This window comes from Tractidigestivibacter sp., from assembly GCF_057241865.1.
On the sequence record NZ_DBHHPX010000012.1, the window covers coordinates 1 to 17,763 of the forward strand.

Annotated in this window: 18 protein-coding genes; 7 read left to right on the forward strand and 11 right to left on the reverse strand. The window is 62.6% G+C overall.

Going from position 1 to position 17,763, the window contains the following annotated elements; all coding sequences use genetic code 11:
* Positions 1 to 59: 59 nt before the first annotated feature.
* The 3 genes from ACO59D_RS05445 to ACO59D_RS05455 are packed head-to-tail and all read left to right on the forward strand — an operon-like array spanning position 60 to position 2,271.
* Positions 60 to 620 carry a glutathione peroxidase gene (locus tag ACO59D_RS05445; protein WP_485126105.1) on the forward strand — a complete coding sequence of 187 codons (561 nt, stop codon included), beginning with the start codon at positions 60 to 62 and terminating at the stop codon, positions 618 to 620.
* Positions 620 to 1,105 (forward strand): MarR family winged helix-turn-helix transcriptional regulator, encoded by a 486-nt coding sequence (locus ACO59D_RS05450; protein ID WP_130810607.1) that lies wholly within the window; start codon positions 620 to 622, stop codon positions 1,103 to 1,105. The genes ACO59D_RS05445 and ACO59D_RS05450 overlap by 1 nt, the downstream gene beginning before the upstream one ends.
* Positions 1,102 to 2,271, forward strand: coding sequence for a cation diffusion facilitator family transporter (locus tag ACO59D_RS05455; protein WP_130810609.1), 1,170 nt, complete (start codon positions 1,102 to 1,104; stop codon positions 2,269 to 2,271). The genes ACO59D_RS05450 and ACO59D_RS05455 overlap by 4 nt, the downstream gene beginning before the upstream one ends.
* 105 nt (positions 2,272 to 2,376) lie before the next feature.
* Here ACO59D_RS05455 and eno read toward each other — a convergent pair whose 3' ends face one another.
* The 5 genes from eno to ACO59D_RS05480 all read right to left on the reverse strand — a co-directional run bounded on the left by eno (position 2,377) and on the right by ACO59D_RS05480 (position 7,772).
* Positions 2,377 to 3,672 (reverse strand): phosphopyruvate hydratase, encoded by a 1,296-nt coding sequence (eno, locus tag ACO59D_RS05460; protein ID WP_485126106.1) that lies wholly within the window; start codon positions 3,670 to 3,672, stop codon positions 2,377 to 2,379.
* A 521-nt stretch (positions 3,673 to 4,193) separates the two neighbouring features.
* The gene (locus tag ACO59D_RS05465) at positions 4,194 to 5,321 is read right to left on the reverse strand and encodes a 5-methyltetrahydropteroyltriglutamate--homocysteine S-methyltransferase (protein ID WP_485126107.1); all 1,128 of its coding nucleotides are present in this window, start codon (positions 5,319 to 5,321) and stop codon (positions 4,194 to 4,196) included.
* Positions 5,322 to 5,498: 177 nt separating this feature from the next.
* The gene (locus ACO59D_RS05470; RefSeq protein WP_485126108.1) at positions 5,499 to 6,446 is read right to left on the reverse strand and encodes a LysR family transcriptional regulator; all 948 of its coding nucleotides are present in this window, start codon (positions 6,444 to 6,446) and stop codon (positions 5,499 to 5,501) included.
* Positions 6,447 to 6,573: 127 nt separating this feature from the next.
* Positions 6,574 to 6,978 carry a flavodoxin domain-containing protein gene (locus ACO59D_RS05475; protein WP_130810617.1) on the reverse strand — a complete coding sequence of 135 codons (405 nt, stop codon included), beginning with the start codon at positions 6,976 to 6,978 and terminating at the stop codon, positions 6,574 to 6,576.
* A gap of 116 nt (positions 6,979 to 7,094) precedes the next feature.
* Positions 7,095 to 7,772, reverse strand: coding sequence for a DUF3793 family protein (locus ACO59D_RS05480; protein WP_485126109.1), 678 nt, complete (start codon positions 7,770 to 7,772; stop codon positions 7,095 to 7,097).
* Positions 7,773 to 8,058: 286 nt separating this feature from the next.
* Between ACO59D_RS05480 and ACO59D_RS05485 the strand changes: the two genes are divergently transcribed.
* The 3 genes from ACO59D_RS05485 (at position 8,059) to ACO59D_RS05495 (ending at position 11,942) form a co-directional block, all read left to right on the forward strand.
* Entirely contained in the window at positions 8,059 to 8,361 is a 303-nt protein-coding gene (locus tag ACO59D_RS05485; protein WP_485126110.1) for a DUF1490 domain-containing protein, read from the forward strand.
* Positions 8,362 to 8,389: 28 nt separating this feature from the next.
* Positions 8,390 to 10,489: a heavy metal translocating P-type ATPase gene (locus ACO59D_RS05490; RefSeq protein WP_485126111.1), complete on the forward strand. Its 2,100-nt coding sequence runs from the start codon at positions 8,390 to 8,392 to the stop codon at positions 10,487 to 10,489.
* A 193-nt stretch (positions 10,490 to 10,682) separates the two neighbouring features.
* Positions 10,683 to 11,942, forward strand: coding sequence for an Nramp family divalent metal transporter (locus ACO59D_RS05495; RefSeq protein WP_485126112.1), 1,260 nt, complete (start codon positions 10,683 to 10,685; stop codon positions 11,940 to 11,942).
* On the opposite strand, the gene ACO59D_RS05500 is transcribed toward ACO59D_RS05495, so the two are convergent.
* Together ACO59D_RS05500 and ACO59D_RS05505 are read right to left on the reverse strand one after the other, a co-directional pair.
* Positions 11,939 to 12,313 (reverse strand): hypothetical protein, encoded by a 375-nt coding sequence (locus ACO59D_RS05500; protein WP_485126113.1) that lies wholly within the window; start codon positions 12,311 to 12,313, stop codon positions 11,939 to 11,941. The genes ACO59D_RS05495 and ACO59D_RS05500 overlap by 4 nt on opposite strands.
* Before the next feature lie 93 nt (positions 12,314 to 12,406).
* Entirely contained in the window at positions 12,407 to 12,793 is a 387-nt protein-coding gene (locus ACO59D_RS05505; RefSeq protein WP_485126114.1) for a redoxin domain-containing protein, read from the reverse strand.
* A gap of 360 nt (positions 12,794 to 13,153) precedes the next feature.
* On the opposite strand from ACO59D_RS05505, the gene ACO59D_RS05510 reads away from it, so the two are divergent.
* The gene (locus ACO59D_RS05510; protein ID WP_130810627.1) at positions 13,154 to 13,585 is read left to right on the forward strand and encodes a Fur family transcriptional regulator; all 432 of its coding nucleotides are present in this window, start codon (positions 13,154 to 13,156) and stop codon (positions 13,583 to 13,585) included.
* On the opposite strand, the gene ACO59D_RS05515 is transcribed toward ACO59D_RS05510, so the two are convergent.
* The 4 genes from ACO59D_RS05515 to ACO59D_RS05530 all read right to left on the reverse strand — a co-directional run bounded on the left by ACO59D_RS05515 (position 13,560) and on the right by ACO59D_RS05530 (position 17,729).
* Positions 13,560 to 13,946, reverse strand: a complete 387-nt coding sequence (locus ACO59D_RS05515) for a helix-turn-helix domain-containing protein (protein ID WP_130810629.1) — start codon at positions 13,944 to 13,946, stop codon at positions 13,560 to 13,562. The genes ACO59D_RS05510 and ACO59D_RS05515 overlap by 26 nt on opposite strands.
* A gap of 334 nt (positions 13,947 to 14,280) precedes the next feature.
* A complete protein-coding gene (gene feoB, locus ACO59D_RS05520) occupies positions 14,281 to 16,944 on the reverse strand; it encodes a ferrous iron transporter B (protein WP_485126115.1) in 2,664 nt (887 codons plus the stop codon).
* Positions 16,945 to 17,114: 170 nt separating this feature from the next.
* Positions 17,115 to 17,345, reverse strand: coding sequence for a FeoA family protein (locus ACO59D_RS05525; protein WP_485126116.1), 231 nt, complete (start codon positions 17,343 to 17,345; stop codon positions 17,115 to 17,117).
* An 87-nt stretch (positions 17,346 to 17,432) separates the two neighbouring features.
* Positions 17,433 to 17,729 carry a FeoA family protein gene (locus tag ACO59D_RS05530; RefSeq protein ID WP_371683361.1) on the reverse strand — a complete coding sequence of 99 codons (297 nt, stop codon included), beginning with the start codon at positions 17,727 to 17,729 and terminating at the stop codon, positions 17,433 to 17,435.
* Between the last annotated feature and the right edge of the window lie 34 nt (positions 17,730 to 17,763).

Consider the following 17,763-nt stretch of genomic DNA (forward strand, 5'->3'; position numbering starts at 1 on the left):
TGCATCAAAGCATCCGGTATCCGGCTCTCAGATGCAACGACTTGAAGATAGGAGCAGATATGGCATTCGAGAGCGCCACCAACTATCTTGACTTTTCCGTCACAGCACAGAACGGCAATACCGTCCCCCTGAGCACCTACGCCGGCAAGGTCCTGCTTGTCGTGAACACGGCAACCGGCTGCGGCTTTACGCCCCAGTACGAGGACCTCGAGCGCATCTATGCCGCCCACCACAACCAAGGGCTCGAAATCCTGGACTTCCCCTGCAACCAGTTCGCCGGTCAGGCACCCGAGTCCGATGACGAGATCAACCAGTTCTGCTCGCTCAGATTCAACACCGAGTTCCCCCGCTTCAAGAAGCTCGACGTAAACGGCGACACCGCCGACCCACTCTTTGCCGCGCTTGCAACCGAGCGCCCGTTCCAGGGCTTTGGCGGCAGCCCCAAGGCGGCCGCCCTCGACAAGTTCGCAAAGGCCAACAACAAGAAGTTTGGCGACAAGGCCTACATCATGTGGAACTTCACCAAGTTCCTCATCGACCGCAACGGCCACCTCGTGGCCCGCTTCGAGCCCACCGCCGATATGGCCGAGGTCGAGCGCGCAATCGTGGAGCAGCTCTAGTGGTAGCCCACCCTCACACGCAGGCCTCCCCCACAGAGCTCCTGCGTCTAGACAACCAGCTGTGCTTTCCGCTCTATGCGTGCTCGAAGGAAGTCGTCCGCAGCTACAAGCCGCTTCTTGGGCCCCTCGGCCTCACCTACACGCAGTACCTCTGCATGATGGTCCTCTGGGAGGAGCACTCCGTAACCGTGAGCCGCCTCGGCGAGCGGCTCTACCTGGACTCCGGCACGCTCACGCCGGTCCTAAAGAAGCTCGAGGACCATGGCTACGTAACCCGTCAGCGGAACGCCGATGACGCCCGCGTCCTCGAGGTGAGTCTCACACCCAAGGGCTCTCAGCTACGCAACCGTGCAGCTGAGGTGCCCCTTGCGCTGGCATGTCGCCTGTCCCTCACAAAGGACGAGGTCACAGAGCTCAAACGGCTGCTTGCAAAGGTCCTCGAGAACGCACGCGGGCAGGTTGAGAAAGAAGGAAATGAAGCATGACCGGCTCCGCAGCGACGAAGGACGCCGAAACGGACACACCCAACCCCCTGCCGCAGACCACCCGTGAAACCACCATCGTACGCACAAGCATCCTGGGTATCGTGACAAACGCGTCGCTCGCAGCGCTCAAGGCTGCGGCGGGGATTCTCTCCAACTCCATCGCCATCACACTCGATGCCGTGAACAACCTCTCCGATGCGCTGTCCTCGGTCATCACGATTGTGGGCACCAAGCTCGCCAGCCGCGCGCCCGACAAAAAGCACCCCATGGGCTATGGGCGCATCGAATACCTCACGGCCACAGTCATCGCAATCATCGTGCTATATGCAGGTGTGACCTCGGCAGTCGAGTCCGTGGACAAGGTCATCTCGCCCGAAGCACCAGACTATTCTGCCGCGGCACTGGTGGTTGTCAGCGCTAGCGTACTCGCAAAGGTCCTGCTCGGACGCCACGTGCAGGCAGTTGGGCATCGCGTCAATGCAGGTTCGCTCGTGGCCTCGGGACAAGACGCGCTCTCCGATGCCGTGCTTTCGGCCTCCACGTTGGGGGCTGCCATCGCCTACCTCGTGTGGGGCATCTCACTTGAGGCCTGGGTTGGCATGGTCATCTCCACCTTCATCGTGAAGGCGGGCCTCGAGATGCTCTCCCAGACGCTTGGGCAAATCCTCGGCGAGCGCGTGTCGGCAGGACTGGCCGAGAAGGTCAAGACCATCGTGGCCGAGGACCCAACCGTACTTGGCGTCTACGACCTGGTGCTTCACAGCTATGGCCCCGAGCGCCTTGTGGGGTCGCTCCACGTGGAGGTGCCCGACACAACCTCGGCAGAGGTCATTGATGAACTCGCCCGACGTACGCAGGAGCGCGTCTACCAGCGCACCGACGGGCAGGTCATCGTCGCAGCCGTGGGCATCTACTCGAGAAGCACCAGCCGGAACGCCTCTGACATGCGTCGACGTGTGAAGCGCATCGTGATGTCACATGACCACGTGCTGCAGTTCCACGGCTTCCACGTGGACGAGACCCGCCACCTCCTTGAGTTCGATGTGATCATCGGTTTCGAGGCGCCGGACCGCATAGGTGAGTACCACCAGATCGTACGCGAGGTCGAAAAGGCCTTTCCCAACTACACCGTATGTGCAACGCTGGATACGGACGTTAGCGACTAGAACACCACGGCCAACAAAGAAACAGCGGCACGGGAGTTCACCCTCCCGTGCCGCTCGCCCCGTTCATTACCAGACGACCGCATAGAGTTATGCGGTCGGGAGGCCTTACGCGCGCGCGATGTTGTAGAACGCCGAACGACCTGCGTACTCGGCCGAGGACCCCAGCTCCTCCTCGATGCGAAGCAGTTGGTTGTACTTGGCCACGCGGTCGGAGCGCGCGGGGGCGCCGGTCTTGATCTGGCCGGCGTTGGTTGCCACGGCCAGGTCGGCAATCGTGGTGTCCTCGGTCTCGCCCGAGCGGTGCGAGACGATCGTGGTGTAGCGAGCGCGCTGAGCGGTCTGCATGGCCTCGAGCGTCTCGGTGAGGGTGCCAATCTGGTTGACCTTCACGAGCAGCGCGTTTGCCGCACCAAGCTCGATGCCGCGACGCAGGCGGGCGGTGTTGGTGACAAAGAGGTCATCGCCCACGAGCTGCACGCGGGAACCCAGGCGTGCAGTGAGCTGACGCCAGCCGTCCCAGTCCTCCTCGGCCAGGCCATCCTCGATGGAGATGATTGGATACGTGGAGACCAGCTTGTCCCAGTAGTCGACCATCTGGGCGCTGGTGAGCGTGCGGCCCTCGCCCTTGAGGACATAGGTGCCCGTGGCGGCATCGTAGAACTCGCTCGTCGCGGGATCCATGGCAAAGACGAAGTCGTCGCCAGGCTTGAAGCCGGCCTTCTCGACAGCCTTCATGAGGTACTCGAAGGGCTCGGCGTTGGTCTTGAGGTCGGGCGCAAAGCCGCCTTCGTCACCCACGCCAGTGGAGAGGCCCGCGTCCTTGAGGACGCCCTTCAGGGTGTGGTAGACCTCAGCCGACCAGCGAAGGGCGGTGCGGAAGTCAGGGGCACCCACGGGCATGATCATGAACTCCTGGAAGTCCACGTTGTTGTCGGCGTGCACGCCACCGTTCAGGATGTTCATCATGGGCGTGGGCAGCGTGTGGGCGTTGGGACCGCCCAAGTAGGCGTAGAGCGGAAGCCCCGCCGACGCCGCTGCCGCACGAGCGGTGGCTAGGCTCACGCCGAGAATTGCGTTGGCACCCAGGCGACCCTTGTTGGGCGTGCCATCCGCGGCGATGAGGGCCGCGTCAACAGCGCGCTGGTCACGGGCATCAAGGCCGAGAACGGCCTCGTGCGCCTCGTCGTTCACATGGGCAACGGCATTCTCGACACCCTTGCCCTGGTAGCGGCCTGCGTCGCCATCGCGAAGCTCAACAGCCTCGAACTCGCCGGTAGAGGCGCCGGAGGGGACGATTGCCCTGCCAAAGCTACCATCGGCGAGCATGACCTCGGCCTCGACGGTAGGGTTGCCGCGGGAGTCTAGGACCTCGCGTGCATGGACCTTCTCGATTGCACTCATGGTTACCACCTTCCTGTGGTTGCCGAGACGTCAGGCCACTGTCCCCGCTGTCCCGGCTCTCTCATGTGCCGTACTGAAGTTTACTGCTACTTACTTTTTGTGTATACCCATATGGAAGCTGTGCATACCCCACAATGCCCAAGTGTTGCTCGACCGCAGAAAACCCATAGACGCAGCGTGGGGGCCGCACCGAGCGGAGGTGCCGCGACACAAACGCGCCGCCGACGCAAGAAAGGGGAACGTCGGCGGCACTTGTGTTGCCGACTTGTCCGGGGAGAGGGTCCGGGCATTTCGGCGGGAGTCAACGGCTTTCCTTCCCTTGCGCTGCAGTCGCATACGCTTGGAAAAGACCTCACGTGGAGTTAACTTGCCTTAACTCTTGAACATAGAGTACACCATAACTAACTCTATGTCGACGGCAAATTGCAAGATTTCGCGATTATTTTTGTGAGTCGCAAAAACCGCGAACTTGTCATTAGGTCCCCGGGTCCGGCGCCGGAGCGCCGGACCCAACGGGCACCCTACCCCCAAACCTCCTCGGCCACCTCGCGCACCAGGCGAACCTTTGCCCACTGCTCGTCCTCCGTGAGCTTGTTGCCAATCTCGCACGAGGCAAAGCCGCACTGCGGAGAGAGGCAGAGGCTTTCCAGCGGCACGTAGTGCTCCGCCTCGCGGATGCGCCCAACCACGGACCCCTTGCTCTCCAGCACGGGCGACTTGGTGGTCACGAGGCCGAGAACCACCTTCTTGCCTGCAGGCACCTTGGCCAGGGGCTCGAAGCCGCCGGAACGCGCGTCGTCAAACTCGAGGAAGAAGGCGTCGACGTTCTCGCAGGCGAGGAGGAAGTCGGCCACGTCGTCGTAGCCGCCCTCGCACGCCCAGGTGGAGTGAAAGTTGCCACGGCACACGTGGGTGCTCACCGTAAGGTCGGCAGGGCGTCCCTCAAGCGCACGGTTGTTAACGTCGAGCAGGTCTTCCTTCACGCGCTCAAGACCTGCGGAATCGACGCCAAAGAACTGCTTTGCGTGCGGGTCGACGACCATGCCCCACGAACAGTCGTCGAACTGGAGGTCCCTACAGCCGGCGGCATAGACGTCGGCAATGAAGGCCTTGTACGCGGCAACGATATCGTCTGCCAGCTCCTCGTTGCTGGCGTAGTGGCGCCTTGTGCCCTCCAGGTTGAAGGGCATGGCAAACTGCTCGAAGAACTGGGCGGGTGCCGGGATGGTGAGCTTGGCCACGCACCTCTCGTCCTCGAGCGCCTGGACAAAGCGGAAGTGGTCGATGAAGGGATGGCTGTCGCGATAGGCAACTTTGCCCACAAGGTAGGTGTCGTCGATCTTGGCCGCCTCGTCGTGGAAGGGCAGGCCCTCCTTGGTGGGCTGATGGTCCACGCCCCCAAATGCCCACATAAAGTCGAGGTGCCAGGTTTCGCGACGGAACTCGCCGTCGGTGATCACGCCAAGGCCGGCGGCCTTCTCCTTTTCCACCAGGTCACGGATGCACTCGTCCTCGACGGCGGCAAGCTCCTCGGCCGAGATGCGCCCGGCCTTCCAGTCAATGCGGGCCCGCTTCAGGCGCTCGGGACGCAGGAAGCTGCCAACAACGTCGAAGCGGTGCGGGGTCTTCTTGTCGTAGGGGATGCTCATGGGAACCTCTTCTCTTATCCAGCACGCAAGCGCCAACGGCTGTGGTCTTCACGTAAGAGATGGTGGCGGTTCTCGAAGCGGCGAGGAAGTATCGATATGCTATCGATAGAGATAGCCTGAAGCTATGAGACCAAGATGTAGCACGACTACTCTGCATAGCCTATAGCTCGTTATAGATTAGCTCGATAGCGCTTCGTCACCCTCCCCGCCCAAGTGCCCGAGGTAGACCTTCACGTATCCGCGCAGGTGCGCAAGGTAGCTCTCGGCAATGGGCGAGAGGGGCCTGCGCGGCTGGTGGATGTAGCCCAACTCCATCACGCCACCGTCTTCAAGCGGCACGGACACGATGTTCCCGCCGTTCAGGTCCTTGCTCAGGATGCCAGACGCAATGGTGTAGCCGTCAAGCCCTATGAGCAGGTTAAAGAGGGTCGCGCGATCGGTGACCACAACGGCCTTGTCCACGGGCTCGACAATGTGGGGCTCCTCGGCAAAGTAGAACGAGTTGCGCGACCCCTGGTCGTAGGAGAGGCGTGGGTAGGGCGCGAGGTCCTGAAGGGTGACGGAGGTGCGCCTGGCAAGCGGGTTCTCCCTGCTCACGAAGACGTGTTCGCGCGCCTCGAAGAGCGGCTCGAAACGCAGCTCGGCGTCGCGGATGGCACTGGAGAGCACTTCGCGATTGAAGGAATTCCTATAAAGGACGCCCAGCTCAGAGCGCTGAAGACGCACGTCCTCGATGGTGCCGAAGGTGGTTCCCTCGCGCAGGCTAAACTCGTAGCGGCTCTCGCCGTACTCGCGCACCAGCTCGGCAAAGGCGTTGACCACGAATGCGTAGTGCTGGCTCGACACGCCGAAGACACGACGGACCGGGGCACCGTGCTTGTACTGCGCCTCGAGAAGGTCGGCCTGCTCGATCACCTGGCGCGCATAGGAGAGAAAGCGCGTGCCGTCCTCGGTAGGGACAACCCCCTTGCTCGAGCGCTCGAAGATGGTGATGCCCATCTCGGCCTCAAGCTCGGCGATCGCCTTGGAGAGAGATGGCTGGGCTATGAAGAGCGTTGCCGAGGCGGCAGTAATCGAACCAGCCGTTGCGACCTCGACAACGTAACGCAGTTGCTGCAGTGTCATGGCGCCCCCCCTTGCACAGAAAACCACACGCTGTGATGGTAGCGGAAGGGGCACGTCCGCGTGTGCGGGGAAGGCGTGGGGGATGCAGCAGCGCAGCCACGTCCTGCATCCCCACGCCTTCGAACGGCTACCGCGCGAGCTTCTCGCCCAGCGCCTTGCACGCCACAAGGCCCTCGTCATCGACCTCGAGGTGCTGCGTCAGCGTGTCGGCAACGTTTACGCCTGCCTCACGCGCGGCGTCGGACCAGATGTTCATCCACTCGCCGCCGCCCCAGTCATATGAGCCAAAGAGAGCCACGGGCTTGTCGCCAAACACGGGAACGCAGTCGTTCCAGACGGCCTCGAAGTCCGGATCGAGCTCCTCAGAGCCCATGGCGGGGCAGCCAAACGCAAAGGCGTCGTAGTCTGCCACCTGGCTGGCAGAGAAGTCCGAGACCTCGATTGCCTCGGTGCCAGCACCCTCGGCCACGGCATTTGCCATGGCCTCGGTGTTGCCGCTCATCGTCCAATAAACCACCGCAACCCTGCTCATGAAAGACCTCCTTGGTCGTGTTTGGAGCCCGCGCGAAACACGCGGGCATGGTTGCCATCTGCGCGGCCGCCGGACATGGCGGTTGCTGGAAAGGCCCGTTTACCCGGGCCCACGCGTCACGCGAGCAGCGCGCCAAACGCGGCACCCCGCTCAAAGCTGTGGCGACATTGGGCCTCTTGCTTGGCGAGACGGGCAAAGCGCTCGCGTGCGGCGTCCGCATCCCCGTAGGCGCGCCATAGGCCCCGGCAGGTCTCCTTGCGACCCTCCACGAAGCCCATAACGTCCTCGAGCGGATAACCCAGGATGAGCCCTATCTCGTGCGGGAAGGGCGCCTTGGATGGCGCCTCCTTGGGTGCCGTCTCGCTCCGCGAGCGGTAGTAGCGTGCAAGCCTCCTTGCAGCTTCGCCCACAAGGCGATGGGGGCCTTCCACGGGTAGCCCATGTGCACGCAAGAACGCCATGCGCTCGGGGTCGCAAAGCACCGCGCCCACCATGTCCGGGCGCCACACGAGGACCGCAAACCTCCCATGGACCCATGAAATGCCCGTAACCTCAACGCTCCGAGAGCGCAGGTAGCGCGAGAAGGCACACAGGGCAGAGCGCGCGACCCCCGGGCACACGGCGACGTCTGGCCTCAGCGTGAAGAGCGCCGCCGGCTTTGCACCGGCTATCACTCCAGCCGCAGCCGAGACGAGCGTCTTTGCAAGGCTCACGCAGGCCCGGCACTCTTCCTCCGAACACCCGTCAAGCTCCGTCGTGTCCGCACGGACGTCCATAACAACCTCGTCACTCAACGACAGCTCCCAACTCATCCTGCGGCAACATGCGGGTCTCGCCCGACCTGCGCCATCGCAGCACCAATAGTTAGCCATAGTTTACTCACAGCTTGCCACATGGCTACAGCCCATTTGAACGGATGCATGTTATCCCCATCTAACTGGAAGTTTCTCTGTATTCGGCACTGTAATCGGTCTGTTTGGGCTCATTGGTCCGTTTGGGGTTGAGTGCGTCTTGCACAAGGCTGATGTTCTCATGAGGTGTCGCAGACAAGCGGCCGGATGTCAAGGGAAAGGAACAACCATGGCAGCACATCACTTCTGGCTCTTCGCAGGCGGCGCTGCGGCGGCTGGTGCCGTAGCAGGGCTGGCTCAAAGCGGGCTTCTCCACAGGGGCGCCGTTGCCGTGACCAGCGGCTGTATGGCGGTTGCGGATGCCGTGAGCGCCGAGACCCAGAGCATTGCCGATGACGCGGATGACTGCCGCGCCGAGGCCCGTCGCCACGCAAAGATCGACGCCGCAGTGAAGGACCGTCTCTCCGAGCTCGAACCCCAGATTCGCAGGGAGGCGACCGAGAAGGTCGACGCGGCAGGCGCAGGGAAGTAGTTCAAAGGTAGCGAGGCGACGAGACCCCATGTTCTTCACAATCGCATCCGACATACCCGGCCGCCTGCGACTACGCTGTGGCGCCCAGGTGATTGATGACGACGAGGCCCGTGGGGTCTCGGTCGCCCTCCTCCAGGTGGACGGCGTGCGTCACGCGGAGGCCCATCCGGCGAACGGCTCGATACTCGTGACCTTCTCGCCAGATGCGCGCCAAGCGGTTCTCGACGCCATGCGTGCGCTCGACGTGTGCGCCCTTCCCCGCCTGGAGGAGAGCGACCTAGCCATTCCCATCGAGGTCCAGACCGCGATGGAGGACAACCGCTTCCACATGGAGGTGGCGGGGATTGTGGGGTGGCACGTTGCGCGCGCCCTCATCCTGCCCGCCCCATTGGCGGTAGCCTACACCGTGTTCAGGGCGGTGGGATTTGTGACGAGAGGGCTCAAGCAGCTCTTCTCGCACGGCCTTACGGTCGAGGTGCTCGACGCCACGGCAGTCGTCGCGTCAATCGCACGCGGCTGCCTCTCGGACGCGAGCACGGTCATGATGCTCATCACGCTCTCCGACGCCATGCAGGCCCACGTCGAGAGACGCGTGCGCCTTGCACTTGGACAAGGGCTTGTCACACGTCCCGAGAAGGTCTGGGCCGTCGTTGACGGCGAGGACGTGGCCACCCCCATCGACCGCGTGGAGCGAGGCATGGAGCTGCACCTCCTCGCGGGCTCGGTCTTGCCCGTCGACGGAGAGGTGACGCTCGGGGAGGGCGAGCTCGACGAGTCGTCCATGACCGGCGAGTCGCGCCGGGTTCACAAGGGCCCCGGCTCCATGGTCTACGCGGGAACCGCCCTCGAAGACGGTGACCTGCGCGTGCGCGTGACAACCCCTCCGGGACGCGCGCGCATCGACCAGATTGTTGACATGGTACAGGGCTCGAGCGACCTCAAGGCAGGGGCGCAGAGCAAGGCCGAGCACTTGGCCGACTCCCTTGTCCCCTACAGCTATCTCGCCTTCTTCGCCATCTGGGGCATCACGGGGCAGATTGCCAAGGCCATGGTCGTGCTCATGGTGGACTACTCCTGCGCCATACGCCTCTCCACGCCCATTGCCGTGATGAGCGCCATGAACGAGGCATACGCGAACGACATCGTGGTCAAGGGCGGCAAGTACCTCGAGGCGCTCGCCGACGCCGACACCATCGTCTTCGACAAGACCGGCACGCTCACCCACGCAAAGCCCACACTCGAGAGGGTCATTGCCTTTAACGGTGCCGATGAGGACGAGGCGCTTACCTATGCGGCCTGCATCGAGGAGCACTTCCCGCACAGCATGGCCCGCGCCATCGTCGACGGCGCGCGCAGGCGCGACCTGAACCACGAGCACGAGCTTCACGCCAGCGTGAACTACGTGGTGGCCCACGGCATCGACACCATGGTCGGCGGACGCCCGGTGTGCATTGGCTCGTACCACCTTGTCTTCGAGGACGAGGGCGTAGAGGCACCTGAGGGCCTCGAGGAGCTGGTGGAGCGCGAGGCGCCCACCGCATCGGTGATCTACATGGCCGTGAGTAAGGTGCTTACGGCAGCGTTCTGCATCTCCGACCCCGTACGCCCGGAGGCCGCCAAAGTGATTCGCGCGCTGCGCGGCCTGGGCATCGAGAAGGTCGTCATGCTCACCGGAGACTCTGAGGCCTCCGCACGCGCCGTTGCCGAGAGCCTGGGGCTTGACTCCTACCATGCGCAGGTGCTTCCCGAGCACAAGAGTGACTACGTGCAGCGTCTTCGTAAGGGTGGCCACAAGGCCATCATGGTCGGCGACGGCATCAACGACTCTCCCGCACTTGCCGCGGCCGACGTCTCGGTGGCCATGTCCGACGCAAGCGACATAGCGCGCGTCGTCGCGGACGTCTCGGTGCTCGACAGCACGCTTGAGTCTCTCGTCACCATGAGGCAGGTCTCACAGAGGACCATGGAGCGCATCCACGCAGGCTATCGCTTCATCGTGACCTTCAACTCGGCGCTCATCGCGCTTGGCGTGGCGGGTGCGCTTACGATAAGCACCGCCGCGTACCTGCATAACCTCTCGACGTTTGCCATCGCTGCGGCGAACACTCGGCCCTATCTCAAAAAGTAGCGGTTCCGCACGAGAAGAAATCCCGCTGAGAACGCTCACGATCCCGGGCAATCATCGCGAGTCGTGAGCTTATTGCGACTCAGTCTCGCATTTAGTGCTCCCAAGGGGTATAGTGCCACCAACTGTACGACATTCTCTGGGCGTCATGCATGGGCACATCAAGCGCGGCGCCCCATGATGCCTTGGAGTACCAATGAACCTAAGAGAGAGCATTACCAAAGCATATGGCGGCGAGCGAACCGGGGGCCACGGTGGCCTGGAGATTCTCAGGCACATTGGCCCTGGCCTGCTCGTCACGGTAGGCTTCATCGACCCAGGCAACTGGGCTTCGAACATGGCGGCCGGTTCGCAGTTTGGCTATGGGCTCCTGTGGGTGGTCACACTCTCGACCCTGATGCTCATCCTTCTGCAGCACAACGCCGCGCACCTGGGAATCGCCACCGGCGAGTGCCTGGCCGAGGCCACCCACAAGCACCTGCCCCACTGGCTTGGCACCACGATTCTCGGAACGGCGTATCTCGCCACGGTGGCCACGGCAATGGCCGAGGTCCTCGGTGGGGCCATAGCGCTCCAGATGCTCTTTGGGCTGCCTGTGCGCGTGGGATCCATCATCGTGGCCGTGGTCTCGATTGCGATGCTCGCAACCAACTCGTATCAGCGCATCGAACGATGGATCATCGCGTTTGTCTCGCTCATTGGCCTTGCGTTTCTCGCGGAACTCGCCCTCGTGGGCGTCGACTGGCCCCAGGCCGCAATCTCGTGGGTCCAACCGAGCTTCCCGGTGGGGTCGGCCGCCATTGTGATGAGCGTGCTGGGCGCCGTGGTCATGCCGCACAACCTCTTCTTGCACTCCGAGGTCATCCAGAGCGTTCACTACGAGAGGCAAGGCGACGAGAAGATTCGCGAGCGCCTGCGCTATGAGCTTTTCGACACGCTCTTCTCGATGGGCGTGGGCTGGGCGATCAACTCCTCGATGGTGATTCTCGCAGCGACCACCTTCTTCGCGCGTGGCATAGTTGTGGATGACCTCTCCGTTGCCGCAGCCACGCTCACGCCGATTCTGGGACAGGCAGCCACCGTGATCTTTGCCGTGGCGCTCCTTCTGGCGGGCCTCTCGTCTTCCGTCACCGCTGGCATGGCGGCCGGCACCATCAGCGCCGGAATGTTTGGCGAGGAGTACGACATCCATGACCGTCACTCCTCCGTAGGCGTGCTTGCCTGCCTGGCCGTGGCTGCCCTCGCGTGTCTTCTCGTCGAGGACACCTTCCAGGGGCTGGTGCTCTCGCAGGCGCTGCTCTCCCTGCAGCTCCCCATCACCATCTTCACGCAGATCAGCCTTACAGGCTCAAGGCGCGTCATGGGGAAGTATGCCAACACCGCCCTCACCAATGTGCTGCTCGTGGCAACGGGCGTGGAGGTGACCGCCATCAACGTGATGTCGCTGGTGGGTTAGCAGGTGTGCAGGTGGTGACGCGATGGCACCGCAGGGCGCGCTTGCACAGCAGCATCGCATGAGAGATGTGGCGCCCCACCAATACGGGCCGCCAGGAGGCCGACCAGGCCTTCTGCCCGTCTACCCCACGAGCGAGAGATCTCGGAGAGCCCCCTCTTGCTAAGGCTCACGCGCTCATCGCCACCGTCGTCCACCACGAGGCACGGCACGCTCATGTTGCCGCCTGCCACGGAGGGTGTCGCCGCGAGCGTCGCCACGTCGGCAACAAGTGAGGTGGCCGGCGCATAGCCCACGAACGCAAGCACGCCCTGGTAGTTCACGACCTCGGACGTGATAGTGATCTGCCCACCAAAGCGCTCCTTCTCCACCACCAGAACACGATAACGGCCCGGGCAAGGTAGAGTGCGGCGGCAATCCCGGCAGGGCCACCGCCTATCACCACCGCATCGCAGACGTTCTCGGCATCATTGTCGCCCATCTTCAGTCCCCCCCACCGAGCTCGGCAAGTCAGGAATGGGCCCGTCAGCACATGGGCGGGGTCGGCGAGCATGGGGTAGGGTCACCTTGGAAATGCGGTCGGACTCGTCGTGCCAGGCCTTGCGGACGAAGTGGGTGTTACGGGAGGCGAAGTGGACCTCGCAGTTCTCAGCCTTGAAGCCGTCATGGTTCTCCTGAAGCTCCTTGAGCTCGGTGGAACAGACATAGGTGAAGTCTGCGGGATAGGAGAAGAACAGGCTCCACTTGCCGAGGATGTCATCCTTGGTGATGGTCTTGAAGTCAGCGTTCTGGTGAGCCTGAACGCTGAGATTGCAAATCTCCTTGTTGATGAGGGCCGTGCGGACCCCATCCAACCTTCGATCGCCAAATTATTGCGCGCAGTTTCATGCCTGCCACACGTTTGCCCAGTTGGCCTTTGAGGCTCCCCAAAGTAGCGCGCAATAATCCAGATGGGTCGATGGGTCGTACCCAGCTTCGACCAGTGCTTGGCAGAGCACCCCTCGCATGCTGCCGTGTTCTCGCATTCCCGCAGATAGTTAGACAGCCATGCTCGCCTGTATTAGCCTCACAAGTGACCTGTTGACGTTATTGAGAAGTAATCCTAGTATTATTCCTAACAGGAATACGCTTCCGTGGCCTACTGCACTTCGATGCACCATGCTCGAAACCCAAGCAGGGCGGCTACGACGTAGGATGGTGACTGGAGGCCTGTCATGGAAAGAAGAAATACGCGTCAGCGTCAGCTGGTGCTTGATGCAGTCCAGAGTCTCTGTGACCACCCTACCGCAGACGAGATATACCTGCACGTGCGCGAGCAGGACGCACACATCAGCCGTGGAACCGTCTATCGCAACCTGCACCTGCTTGCTGACACCGGAGAGATTCTCTCGGTGAAGGCGCCTGGCGGCGAGCGCTTCGACCGTCGCATGGACCACCACGCACATCTCGTGTGCTCTGAGTGCGGCACCGTGATTGATGTGCCGCTACCGCCGGATGCGGGCCTCTGCAAGAAGACCGAGGACCTCACTGGCTACGCAAACGTGACGAGCAGCACCATCCTTACGGGCATCTGCCCTAGCTGCCAGAAGCGTCTCGAGAAAGCCGCAGGCGGCGAAGGTGCTATGCGTCCCGCGAGGATGGCTTAGGGTCTGTGGAACGAAGCCTGCATTCCAGGGCCTTCCTCCGGCCCTGCGCTCGCCAGGTGCGAGGCGTGACGCCCATAGTCTGTGTGAACGCGCGGGTGAACTTCGAGGGGTTTGAGTACCCCACAGATGCCGCCACCTCTGCGATGGAGGCGTCTGTGGAAAGGAGCGTCTCTGCAGCCAGACGCACGCGGTACTCCTTGTACCAGCTGTAGATTGGCATACCAAACGTCTCACGAAACGCCTGCTTGAGCACGGTAGGAGATGTGTCGCAGATAGCGGCGAGCGTGGGAATCGTCTTAGGTGACGACATATCACGCACCATCTCGCGCCGGGCGAGCAGGGCCACCCTCACGTGCCGCATCCGCGTGGACTCCTTGCGGACATGGCCTTTGCACGGCAGGGCATCTTTGGGCTGAGGAAGGCTGGAACCCGATATGGGCTTTGGGCTCCCCGGGTTCGCGCTCACTTCAATTCCCCCTCACATGCTAGCCTCACGCCTATGCAGGCGCCAGCAACCAGAGCCGCAAACGCGACCGCGTCAACCAAGTCCATCTCAGCCTCCAGAGGAAAACGATGGGAAGAAGGCCGGTGCCCCCCAAGAAGGCGCACGCCGCCGGGGCGCAGGGCACACCGGCGGCGGCACTGGGAAAAACCGCTCGGGCAGGCTAGGCGTTACCTACAAGGCGGCGTTGTCCCTACGCTGCAGCCTCCCCGGTAAGGTCGTCGAGGATGTGCTCGTCCTTCTCGTCCCACGTGGGCATGGGACGGAAGAGCTGATAGAGAATGCCCGCGAGAAGCACGAAGGCCACGACGGTCCAGAACCCAAAGCTGCCAAAGACGAAGAGCTCGTAGAACTGGTTGATGAGAAGGCCGACGACCCAACCAAAGCCGCACTCGTATCCAATGGCGAACCAGAACCACTTGGGGTCGTCCATCTGCCTGCGGATGGTGCCCATGGCGGCAAAGCACGGGGCGCAGAGCATGTTGAACGCCACGAATGCGCACATGGCGCCGATGTGGAGCGTGCCCGCGATGGTGAACATGCCAGCGAAGCCCTGCCACATGGTGACGGAGTTCTCGGTGGCGTCACCAAGACCGTAGAGGACGCCGAACGTAGAGACGAGGTTCTCCTTGGCGATGAGCGCCGAGATCGTGGAAGCAGTGGCCTGCCAGTTGCCAAAACCAAGGGGCATGAAGATGAAGCTCAGGGCGCCGCCAAGGCCGGCGAGGATGGAGTAGTCCATGTAGGTGTCGGGCGCGCCGTCCATGGCCTGCAGGAATCCAAAGGATCCGTCGCCGCCTTCCCAGCCGGCAAGGCCAAAGTTCGAAAGTGCCCAGATGCCCACGGCAGCTGCGAAGATAATCGTACCAGCCTTCTTGACGTAGGCAGAGACGCGCTCCCACACGTGCAGAGCCCAGCTCTTGACGCTGGGAAGGTGGTAGTCGGGAAGCTCCATCACAAACGGGACGGGCTCGCCCGCGAAGGGCTTCGTCTTCTTGAGCATCACGGCCGAGAGGATGATGGCGGCAATGCCCATGAGGTAGAACATGGGGGCAACCCACCACATATCGGAGCCGCCAGCAAGCACGCCCATGACCAGGGCGATGATGGGAAGCTTGGCAGAGCAGGGAATCATCGTGGTGAGCATGGCGGTCATACGGCGGTCGCGCTCGTTCTCGATGGTCTTCGTGGCGAGAACGCCCGGGACGCCGCAACCAGAGGACACGATCATGGGGATGAACGACTTGCCGGAGAGGCCAAAGCGCCTGAACACGCGATCCATGACGAAGGCCACGCGGCTCATGTAGCCGCAGTCCTCGAGGAAGCACAGGATAACGAAGAGGACGAAGATCTGCGGGATGAAGCCGAGAACCGAGCCCACGCCGCCGATGACGCCGTCGACTACGAGCGAGATGACCACGTCGGAGGCGCCCGCGTCGGTGAGCCAGCCAGTCACTGCGTTGGGGATGGAATCCACAAAGCCGTCGTAGTCATGCTGGTCGGGCGCGGGGTTGTCGAGGGCGGTCTCGAAGTCCGCCGCGGTCACGGAAGGCAGTACGGCGAGCTTCTGGCCGGCGGCGAGAACCGGGTTGCCGTCCTCGTCAAGCGTGGTGATGACGTTGTCGTCGGCGTCGAGGTAGTTGCCGTTGGAGTCGGTGATGGGGACGTCTGTCGCCACGACGCCGGCCTTCTTGGCTGCCGCCTCGAAGGCTGCGATGGTCTGCTCGTCCTCTTCCGTCTGCGGATCCGCATCGATGGCGTCCTGGACGCCGTCGGTGTCGACACCGGCCTCCTCGGCTGCGGCGATGTAGCCAGAGATCTGGTCGGCGTAGTGGTTCTCCTGCCAGGCCTCGTTCGCCTCGTCGAAGGCCGCCTGACCGCTTGGGTTCACAAAGAAGCCGTCAGAGAAGAGGTTGTCGTTCACCCAGTCCGTAGCGGGCGTGCCCACGGCAACGAGGGCCACCCAGTAGACGCCGATCATGATGGCGATGAAGATGGGCAGGCCGAGGATGCGGTTGGTCACGACGCGGTCGATCTTCTCGGACGTCGTGAGCTTGCCCGGCTCCTTTACCACGCAGGCGTCCATGACCGTGGCAATCCACTCGTAGCGCTCGGACGTGATGATGGACTCGGAGTCGTCGTTGTGCGCCTCCTCGATGGCCTTGATGACCTTCTCCATCGAGGCAAGCTGGGCCTCGGTGAGGTGGAGGGGCTTGATGGCGGCCGAGTCGCGCTCGAAGACCTTGATGGAGTACCAGCGCAAGAGGTCAGGGCCGCAGCTGTCCTTGATTTCCCCCGCGATGGCGTCAAGGGCATTCTCGACCTCGGCCGAGAAGCACTTGACACCCTGGGCGGCCTTGTTGGCACGTCCGTCCTTGACTGCCGTCTCGACGAGCTCGTCCAGGTTCTTCGAGCGCAGTGCGGAGACCTCGACTACCGGCACGCCGAGCATCTTGGAGAGGCGCTCGGAGTCGATCTTCTCGCCGCGCTGCGCGAGCAGGTCGCACATGTTGAGGCCAACCACCACCGGGCGGCCCGTCTCCAGAATCTGCGTTGTGAGGTAGAGGTTGCGCTCGATGTTTGTGACGTCCACAAGGTCGATGATGGCGCTTGGACGGCCGGAGATGATGAAGTCGCGCGAGACGACCTCCTCCGGCGAGTAGGGCGAGAGCGAGTAGATGCCGGGAAGGTCGGTGAAGAGAACGTTCTGGTCCTTCTTCCAGACGGCCTCCTTCTTCTCAACGGTGACGCCCGGCCAGTTGCCCACATAGCCGTTCGAACCCGTGAGCTCGTTGAACAGCGTGGTCTTGCCGCAGTTGGGGTTGCCAGCCAAGGCTATGTCGATCTTCTCTGCCATTCCTTGCCTTCCTGTATTGTCCTTCTCGGTAGCCAGGGATTTGCCTACGCAGCCTCTCACGCCACCGAACTTGTAACGGCCAACTGTTATCACGGAGGTGATATTTGTTAGTGAAGGGTAACTTCCTTTCACGAAATTTGGGGGCAGTGCCCCCTCTCGCAACGGCGTCGTTACGCCACGTTCGTGACTTCCACGTAGCTTGCCTCGTCCTTGCGCAGCGACAGCTCGTAGCCCCTAATGGTGACTTCGATGGGGTCACCCAGGGGAGCCACCTTGCGCACGTAGATGCGCGTGCCCTTCGTGATGCCCATGTCCATGATCCGACGCTTGATGGCGCCAGAGCCACCGAGCTTCGAAACCGTACAGGTCTCTCCCACACGAACGTCTTTCAGGGTTTCCATGCTCTCCCTTTCTTCATGCCACGCCTACGCCAGGCGCCGGCTGTGACAGCTGATATGCGTGCTTGACTCGCAGATAGGCTTTGTCGGTTAGCAGGTGACGATCTTCATTGCCATGTCGCGACCAATGCCAAACGTGGCACCCTTGACGTTCACGACCACGTCACCATTGACGCGCGAGACGACCTTGACTTCTGCGCCCTCAACGAATCCCATCTCGGAGAGGTGCTGGCGTAGCGAAGCGCCACCGCGAACCTTGAGGACGCGGATCGTCTCGCCCTTGGAAACCATGGCGAGAGGAAGCTGCGCCCCCGTGACTACGGGCTTTCCCATCCCCTCTGACGAGCCTGCTCCTGCCATCGACGCCTCGGCCTCCATGACTGTCATAGTGGCATTCCTTCCTGTCCCATCAGCCGTGTCG